At 73.8% G+C, this 7,974-nt stretch carries 9 protein-coding genes; 4 read left to right on the top strand and 5 right to left on the bottom strand.

Going from position 1 to position 7,974, the window contains the following annotated elements; all coding sequences use genetic code 11:
• Window positions 1–582 (top strand): maleylpyruvate isomerase N-terminal domain-containing protein (locus tag LWC35_RS29880; protein ID WP_269805043.1); only part of this gene is annotated, 582 nt, incomplete at its 5' end.
• 89 nt (window positions 583–671) lie between these two features.
• On the opposite strand, the gene LWC35_RS29875 is transcribed toward LWC35_RS29880, so the two are convergent.
• Entirely contained in the window at window positions 672–1,613 is a 942-nt protein-coding gene (locus tag LWC35_RS29875) for a hypothetical protein (RefSeq protein WP_232873623.1), read from the bottom strand.
• A gap of 128 nt (window positions 1,614–1,741) precedes the next feature.
• Between LWC35_RS29875 and lepA the strand changes: the two genes are divergently transcribed.
• Window positions 1,742–3,583, top strand: a complete 1,842-nt coding sequence (lepA, locus tag LWC35_RS29870; RefSeq protein ID WP_232873622.1) for a translation elongation factor 4 — start codon at window positions 1,742–1,744, stop codon at window positions 3,581–3,583.
• Between the two features lie 99 nt (window positions 3,584–3,682).
• Here lepA and LWC35_RS29865 read toward each other — a convergent pair whose 3' ends face one another.
• Together LWC35_RS29865 and LWC35_RS29860 are read right to left on the bottom strand one after the other, a co-directional pair.
• Window positions 3,683–4,120, bottom strand: coding sequence for a MarR family winged helix-turn-helix transcriptional regulator (locus tag LWC35_RS29865; protein WP_232873621.1), 438 nt, complete (start codon window positions 4,118–4,120; stop codon window positions 3,683–3,685).
• Between the two features lie 123 nt (window positions 4,121–4,243).
• Entirely contained in the window at window positions 4,244–5,209 is a 966-nt protein-coding gene (locus LWC35_RS29860) for a zinc-binding dehydrogenase (protein WP_232873620.1), read from the bottom strand.
• 43 nt (window positions 5,210–5,252) lie between these two features.
• On the opposite strand from LWC35_RS29860, the gene LWC35_RS29855 reads away from it, so the two are divergent.
• Window positions 5,253–5,435, top strand: coding sequence for a hypothetical protein (locus LWC35_RS29855; RefSeq protein WP_232873619.1), 183 nt, complete (start codon window positions 5,253–5,255; stop codon window positions 5,433–5,435).
• Here the strand turns inward: LWC35_RS29855 and LWC35_RS29850 are convergent, their stop codons facing one another.
• A complete protein-coding gene (locus tag LWC35_RS29850) occupies window positions 5,436–6,344 on the bottom strand; it encodes a Sir2 family NAD-dependent protein deacetylase (protein ID WP_372463126.1) in 909 nt (302 codons plus the stop codon).
• A gap of 56 nt (window positions 6,345–6,400) precedes the next feature.
• Between LWC35_RS29850 and LWC35_RS29845 the strand changes: the two genes are divergently transcribed.
• Complete coding sequence (locus LWC35_RS29845; RefSeq protein WP_232873617.1) at window positions 6,401–6,991, top strand: TIGR03086 family metal-binding protein; 591 nt, start codon at window positions 6,401–6,403, stop codon at window positions 6,989–6,991.
• A 59-nt stretch (window positions 6,992–7,050) separates the two neighbouring features.
• Here the strand turns inward: LWC35_RS29845 and LWC35_RS29840 are convergent, their stop codons facing one another.
• Complete coding sequence (locus LWC35_RS29840) at window positions 7,051–7,821, bottom strand: enoyl-CoA hydratase-related protein (protein WP_232873616.1); 771 nt, start codon at window positions 7,819–7,821, stop codon at window positions 7,051–7,053.
• Window positions 7,822–7,974: the final 153 nt, after the last annotated feature.

Here is a 7,974-nt window from a genome sequence, read left to right as displayed (position 1 = left end):
GACGTGCGTTCCGCGGCCGCCGCCTGCACCGGCCTGCTCTGCGGCGCGCTCGGGCGGGACTGGTCGGCGCGGGCGGGCACGCTCGACATGACGGTGTCCGAGGTCGTCGCGCACCTCGCGCGGGTGCTCCACTTCTACGCCGTGGACCTCGCGGGCGGCCCGGCGGAGGTCGACGCGCTCGAGGTGCGGGTGCACGCCGACCGGCCGCCGGCCACGCTGCTGGCGGCCGTGCACGCCGGGGCGTTCGTCCTGGCCGCCACGATCGACGCCTGCGCCGACGACGCCCGCGGCTTCCACCCGGACGGGGCCGCCGACCCCTCGGGGTTCGCGGCGATGGCCTGCGACGAGCTGCTGGTGCACACCGACGACGCCGCCCGCGGCCTCGGACTCGCCTTCGAGCCCGACGCGCACCTCGCCCTCCACGTCCTCCGCCGGCTGTTCCCGTGGGCGCCGCACGACGAACGGTCCTGGCCCACGCTGCGCTGGGCCAACGGCCGCGCGCCCCTGGGCGCGCGACCGCGGCTGGAGAGCTGGCGCTGGCACTGCGCCCCGCTCGACGAGTGGGACGGCAGCGGGCCCTGACCGGCGGAGTCCGAGCAGCGGGTTCCGGTCGATGGGTTCCGGTCAGTGGGTTCCGAGCAGTGGGTTCGGGCGGCCTGCCGTGAGGCTCGTCAGGGGGTGAGCGCCGACTCCGCCGCCCGGTCCACCCGGCGGTGGTAGCGCTCGCCCGCCTTGCCGCCCACGACCGCGCCGATCAGCGCGACGACCGCAGCGATCAGCAGCGCGATCACGCCGGAGAGGGTCAACGACTCGCCGGAGACCGCCACGCCGGGCACGCGCAGCGCGGTGAACAGGCTGTCGGTGGTGCCCGTCACGGCGGTCGCGACCGAGACCGCGGCCGTGACGACCAGGCCCGTCGCCCAGACCGCGACCCCGTTGCGGGCGCCGTCGAACCGGGCGAGCCGGCCGGCGACGTACCCGCCCGCGTAGTAGGCCAGCAGCATCACGACGACCGCGACGATCCCCCCGGCGACACCGAGCATCCGCGGGTCCTGGCCGGGCCCGCCGCTCATGTCCGGCGACACCCCGGTCAGCCGCACGACGAGCGAGGCGAGCGCACCGAGCAGCACGGTGAGGCCCACGGCGACGAGCCAGCCGAAGAACGCGGACCCGATCTTGAGACCACCGAACCGCTCGTGCTGGTACTCGTGGGCGGCGGTGAGCGCGCCGCGGCTCGTGTAGTGCTGGGCGAGGTCGTGGTCGGGCTCCCGGCGGTGGGGAGCGCTGCGCAGGGTGCGGCGGTCGATCGGCACGGTGACCCCGCGGTCGTCGGGCACCGCCCCCGCGAGCGGGATGGTGCGCGCGCCGCCGAGCCTCGGCTGCACGACGCCCCACGGGGTGCCGTCCGGCCCGTCGACGACGTCCGCGAGCTTCCCGACGGTGCTCCCCGACCGCCCGCGCACCGTCCGCCCGACCCACTCCCGCGGCCCGGCGGCCTCGTGGGGGCGGGCGGTCTGCCGGGTGGCGGGGTCGGCGGACGGGTCCGGCCCCGGGCCCGTCGGGGCGGGTGCGCCGGAGGTGGACCCGGACGGGGACGGGGTACCGGTGCTCACGGAATCCATGGCGGCGGATACCCGACGGTGGTCCGCCTCACACGTGCCGCGCCCGGGCGCGGGCCTGCGCGGCCCGATCGGGCGACGTGGGACGATGAAGGAGACCCCGTACCGGAATGGATGTCTGAGTGACGACGTACGCCGACCGCACGTTCACCCCGCCGGAGCGCATCCGGAACTTCTGCATCATCGCCCACATCGACCACGGCAAGTCGACGCTGGCCGACCGGATGCTGCAGATCACGGGCGTGGTCGACGAGCGCGCCATGCGCGCCCAGTACCTCGACCGCATGGACATCGAGCGCGAGCGCGGGATCACGATCAAGGCCCAGAACGTCCGGCTGCCCTGGACGGTCGACGGCACCGACCACGTCCTGCACCTGATCGACACCCCCGGTCACGTCGACTTCACCTACGAGGTCTCGCGGGCGCTGGAGGCGTGCGAGGGCGCGATCCTGCTGGTCGACGCCGCGCAGGGGATCGAGGCGCAGACGCTGGCGAACCTGTACCTGGCGCTCGACAAGGACCTCACGATCATCCCGGTCCTCAACAAGATCGACCTGCCGGCGGCGGACCCGGACCGCTACGCCGCGGAGATCGCGCACATCATCGGCTGCGACCCGGACGACGTGCTGCGGGTCAGCGCCAAGACCGGCCTGGGCGTCGAAGCGCTGCTCGACGAGGTCGTGAAGCAGGTGCCGGCCCCGGAGGGCGACGCGGACGCCCCGGCCCGCGCGATGATCTTCGACTCGGTCTACGACACCTACCGCGGCGTCGTCACCTACATCCGGGTCGTCGACGGCAGGATCGTCCCGCGCGAGCGGATCCGGATGATGTCGACCGGCGCCACCCACGAGCTGCTCGAGGTGGGCATCGTGTCGCCGGAGCCGAAGCCGAGCGAGGGCCTCGGCGTCGGCGAGGTGGGCTACCTCATCACCGGCGTCAAGGACGTCCGGCAGTCGAAGGTCGGCGACACCGTCACCAGCCAGCGGCACGGTGCCACCGAGCCGCTCACCGGCTACCGCGAGCCGCGCCCGATGGTCTACTCCGGGCTCTACCCGGTCGACGGGTCGCAGTACCCGGACCTGCGCGAGGCGCTCGACAAGCTCCAGCTCAACGACGCCGCGCTCACCTACGAGCCGGAGACCTCGGCCGCGCTGGGCTTCGGGTTCCGGTGCGGCTTCCTCGGCCTGCTGCACCTGGAGATCACCCGGGACCGGCTCGAGCGCGAGTACGACCTCGACCTCATCTCCACCGCGCCCAACGTCGTCTACCGGGTGCTCTCCGACGACGGGACGGAGATGACCGTGACGAACCCGTCGGACTGGCCGACGGGCAAGGTCGCCGAGATCCACGAGCCGATCGTCAAGGTCACGATCCTGGCACCGTCGGAGTTCATCGGCGCGATCATGGAGCTCTGCCAGAGCCGGCGCGGCCAGCTCGGCGGGATGGACTACCTGTCCGAGACGCGCGTCGAGCTGCGGTACACCATGCCGCTCGCCGAGATCATCTTCGACTTCTTCGACGCGCTGAAGTCCCGGACCCGCGGCTACGCCTCGCTCGACTACGAGGAGGCCGGCGAGCAGCAGTCGGACCTGGTGAAGGTCGACATCCTGCTGCAGGGCGAGCCGGTCGACGCCTTCTCGGCGATCGTGCACAAGGACGCGGCCTACGCGTACGGCACGACGATGGCCGCGAAGCTGCGCGAGCTGATCCCGCGCCAGCAGTTCGAGGTGCCGATCCAGGCCGCCGTCGGATCGCGGATCATCGCGCGCGAGACGATCCGCGCGATCCGCAAGGACGTGCTCGCCAAGTGCTACGGCGGTGACATCAGCCGCAAGCGCAAGCTGCTGGAGAAGCAGAAGGAGGGCAAGAAGCGCATGAAGACCATCGGTCGGGTCGACGTGCCGCAGGAGGCCTTCGTGGCGGCGCTGTCCACCGACTCGAGCGCGGACAAGGCCAAGAAGTAGGCCGCGGCGGGGTGACCGGGGACCGGGGGGCCCGGCGTCGCTGCTGAGCCGGGTACGGGGGGCGAAGGGAGCCGGGGAGCTCGGGGTGGCCGGGGAGCTCTACTCGGGGTCGGGGTTCGCCAGGTCGTCGAGGAGGCGGGCGAGCTGCACGCGTTCCGGGGTCCGGACGGCGCCGAGGGCGGTGCCCACGCGGCGCTCGATGCTCCCGCACACGCGCTCCACGACCTCGCGGCCGCCTGCGGCGAGATGCACCAGCACCCGTCTTCGGTCCACCGGGTCGTTCTGCCGGTAGGCGTGCCCGTCGGCGACCAGGCGGTCGACGACGCGCGTCGCGGTGGGGGCCGGCAGCGCGGTGTGCGAGGCGATCTCACCCATGCTGCGGCCACCACCGCCGCGGGCGAGCATCAGCAGGACCCGCCAGCCGTCGCGGCTGACGCCCTGCGCCGAGGTGGCCGGGGTGAGCGACGCCGCGACGGCGCGCTCCACCCGGTCGAGGAGCTCGACGAGACCGGGGACGCGCGGCGCCGGGACGGTCATGGTTCGACCGTGCACCGGCGCCGGGGGACTAAGTGGCTCAGGCACGATGACCGACTGTACTTGCTGTGCGGCCCGATTGCCGCAATTCGCGAGGAGAAGACCGCGACAGCAACGTTACCGGTGTCAGTGCGTGAACACGATCTTGCCCGCTGTGTTCCCGTCCAGCATCGCCCGAAAGCCCTCCTCGGCCCGCTCGAGCGGAAGCTCGAGCCCGATCTCGGGGCTGATGCCGGCGTTGGCGACGAAGCTCAGCAGGTCCGCCAGCTCCTGCCGCGTGCCCATCGTCGAGCCCTCGACGCGGAGCTGGAGGAAGAACAGCCGCTGCAGGTCGGCGCCGGGGTTGGGCCCGCTCGTCGAGCCGCAGCAGATGATCGCGCCGCCGGGCCGCAGGGCGCGCATGGAGTGCTTCCAGGTGGCCTCGCCGACCGACTCGAACACGGCGTCGACCTTGCCGGGGAGCTTCGCGCCGGACTCGAAGACGGCGTGCGCGCCGAGCTTCTCGGCGAGGTTGCGCTTCTCCTCGGTGCGTCCGGTCACCCAGACCGTCATCCCGGCCGCGCGGCCGAGCTGGACCAGCGCGGTGGACACGCCGCCGGACGCGCCCTGCACGAGCATCGTCTGCCCGGGGTGCAGCCCGGACTTGGTGAACAGCATCCGGTAGGCGGTCAGCCACGCGGTGCCCATCACGGCCGCCTGGCTCGCGGTGATGCCCTCGGGCTTGGGAACGGCGTTGCGCTTCGGGACCACGATGTGGTCCGCCATCGCGCCCTGGTGCTTCTCGGTGAGGAGCGTGCGCTTGGGGTCGAGCGTCTCGTCGCCGCTCCAGTCCGGGTCGCCGATGATCGAGTGCAGGACGACCTCGGTGCCGTCGGAGAGGGTGCCGGCGCCGTCGCAGCCGAGGATCATCGGGAACTGCTCGGGCTTGATGCCGACACCCCGGAGCGTCCAGAGGTCGTGCATGTTGAGGCTGGCGGCGGTGACCCGGACCTTGACCCAGCCCTCGGGGACCTCGGGGTCGGGACGCTCGCCGACGGTCAGCGAGTCGAGCGGAGCGTCGGCGTTGGGCTCAGCGGCGTAGACGGCGAACATGCCCAGAACCTAACCCGCCCGTCCCGGCGCTACCGTGTCAACCGTGGCGAGGGCGATCGCGGACTGGTGGGACGCGCTGGAGCTGTGGCTGACACAGCTCGCGTTCCCGCTGCAGGTCGGGCTGGCGATCGTGGTGGTGCTGCCGTTGTGCTGGGTCGTCGCGGGGCTGCTGGACCGGGCCGCCGGTGTGGTCACCGCCGCACTCGCGCGCCGCAACCGACCCTGACTAGGGGGCCAGGTCCCGCCACTGCGGGATCGGGGCGTCCACGGTGTCCACCAGGGAACCGTCGCACGCGCCGGCCAGCGCGGAGAGCACCTCGGAGCAGCCCGCGTCGACGCGCAGGGCGGCCAGCGGGTCGCCGCGGGTCTCGCCCCGGTTCACGATGACCACGGGCACGTCGTGCTTCGCGGCGTGCTTCACGAACCGCAGCCCGGACATGACGGTCAGCGAGGAACCGGCCACCAGGAGCGCGCCGCCCTCCCCCCGCAGCGCGTCGACCATCGCGTAGGCCCGGGCGACCCGGTCCTTCGGCACGTTCTCCCCGAAGAACACGACGTCGGGCTTGAGCGGGCCGCCGCACGCGGCGCAGCCGACCAACCGGAAGCCCTCCGTCCGCTCCAGCAGGACGTCGCCGTCGGGCGCGGTCTCGATCTCCGGGCCGATGGACGCGGCGAACCCGGGGTTGGCCTCCTCGAAGCGCTCCTGCAGCACGGCCCGCGAGCTGATCGCCCGGCAGGACAGGCAGACGACGTCGGCGATCCGGCCGTGCAGGTCGATCAGCGCGCGCTGGCCGGCCTCGGCGTGCAGCCCGTCGACGTTCTGCGTGATCACGCCCCGGAGCACCCCGCGGCGCTCGAGGTCGGCGAGGGCGAGGTGCCCGGGGTTCGGCACCGCGCGGCGCATCCGGGCCCAGCCGACGTGGCTGCGGGCCCAGTACCGGCGCTGCGCCACGGGGCCCGAGACGAACTCGCCGTAGGTCATCGGGCGCCGCAGCGGCGAGCCGGGGCCGCGGTAGTCCGGGATGCCGGAGTCCGTGGAGAGCCCGGCGCCGGTCAACGCGACGACCGGGCGCCCCGCGAGCAGGTCGAGCGCCTCGTCGACGGGGGAGGACAGGGCCTGGGGCACGATCTCCAGGGTACGTGGCGCGAATGTGCAATGCGCGGCGCTCGCGGCCGACGAGGCTGGCGGACATGAGCGAACAGACGCTGTTCACCGACGCCGTCGACCTCGCCGTCGCGACGATCCGCGGCGCCGCGCCCGAGCGGTACGCCGACCCGACGCCGTGCGCCGACTACACCGTCGCCGACCTCGTGAACCACCTCGCGTTCGGCTTCCTGCTGGCGCACCACGCCGCCACCCGCGAGGCCTGGCCGGAGGCGTGGGGCACGAACGACCGGGCGCCGTTCCTGCGCGACCTGCCGGAGCGGGAGTGGGCCGCCGCCGTGGAGAAGGAGGGTGTCGCGGCCGCCGTGGCCTGGGCGGAGCCGCGGGTGTGGGAGGGCGAGTCGCACCTCGGCGGCGGCCCGATGCCCGCGGGCGTGATCGGCGCGATGATGACCGGAGAGTTCGTGGTGCACGCCTGGGACCTCGCCGTGGCGACCGGGCAGCCGTTCAGCGCGTCGCCCGCGCTCGGCGACGCCGCGCTGGAGGCGATGACGGGCATGGCCACGATGGGCCGCGAGGCCGGCTGGATCGGCCCCGAGGTGCCCGTCGACGCCGGCGCGCCCGCGTTCGAGCGGGCGCTCGGCGTGAGCGGGCGGGACCCCGCCTGGCGGCCCTGAGCCGCAGTGCTGCCCTGGGGCGCAGAGCTGCCCTGGGTCGCTGCCCTGGGTCGGGGTGCTCAGCCCGGGGTGACCCAGCTGGGCCTGCGCTTCTCGCCGAAGGCGCGGATGCCCTCCTGGCCCTCCTCGCCGGCGAAGTAGTCCGCGGACAGGGCGTTCATCTCCGCGAAGTCGTCGGACAGCGAGCCGGGGCGCTCGCGGCGCAGCAGGTCCTTGACGCCCGCGAGCGCGCCGGGCGCGCCGAGCCGGAGCATCTCGACGTACCGGGCGACCTCGGCCTCGACCTCGTCGGCGGGGACCGCGCGGTTGAGCAGGCCGATCGACGCGGCGCGGGCGGCGTCGAACGTCTCGCCGGTGAGGAAGAGCTCGTGCGCGGCACGGGGCAGCAGGCGCGGCAGGACGGTCACCGAGATGACCGCCGGCACCACGCCGAGGCGGACCTCGGTGAAGGCGAAGGTGGCGGTGTCGGCGGCGACGGCGATGTCGCAGGCGGCGACCAGGCCGACGCCGCCGGCGCGGGCGGGGCCGGTGAGCCGGGCGACGACGGGCTTGGGCGAGGTCCAGATCGTCTCGAGGATGCGCGGGACCTCGGTGACCCCCTGCTGCCCGGCGCTCTGCCCCTTGGCCTCCTTGAGGTCCATCCCGGCGCAGAACACGGTGCCGGTGTGGGTCAGCACGATCACCCGCGCCGCGTCGTCGGCGAGCGCGGCGTCGAGGTGTCCGATCAGCTCGCGCCGCAGCTGCGCGGACAGCGCGTTGCGGTTGGCGGGGGAGTCGAGGGTGATCGTCGCGACGCCGTCGGCGGTGTCGCGGTGCACGAGTTCGGTCACCGCCGGACCCTATCGAGCGCGACGGGGCAGGCGCTCTCCTCGACCGCCGCTCGGCGGCGCCGTCCTCCGCGTAGGCGCGGGCCTGCAGGGAGAACGGCTCGGGGTACGTCCCCCCCGGCGGGCCATCAGCTCGGCGAGCGTGCCGCTCTCGGT

It is taken from the genome of Pseudonocardia kujensis (assembly GCF_021283305.1).
Classification (GTDB): domain Bacteria; phylum Actinomycetota; class Actinomycetes; order Mycobacteriales; family Pseudonocardiaceae; genus Pseudonocardia; species Pseudonocardia kujensis.
The sequence above is the reverse complement of the archived record's forward strand: the minus strand, read 5'-3'. Positions and strand labels throughout refer to the sequence as shown.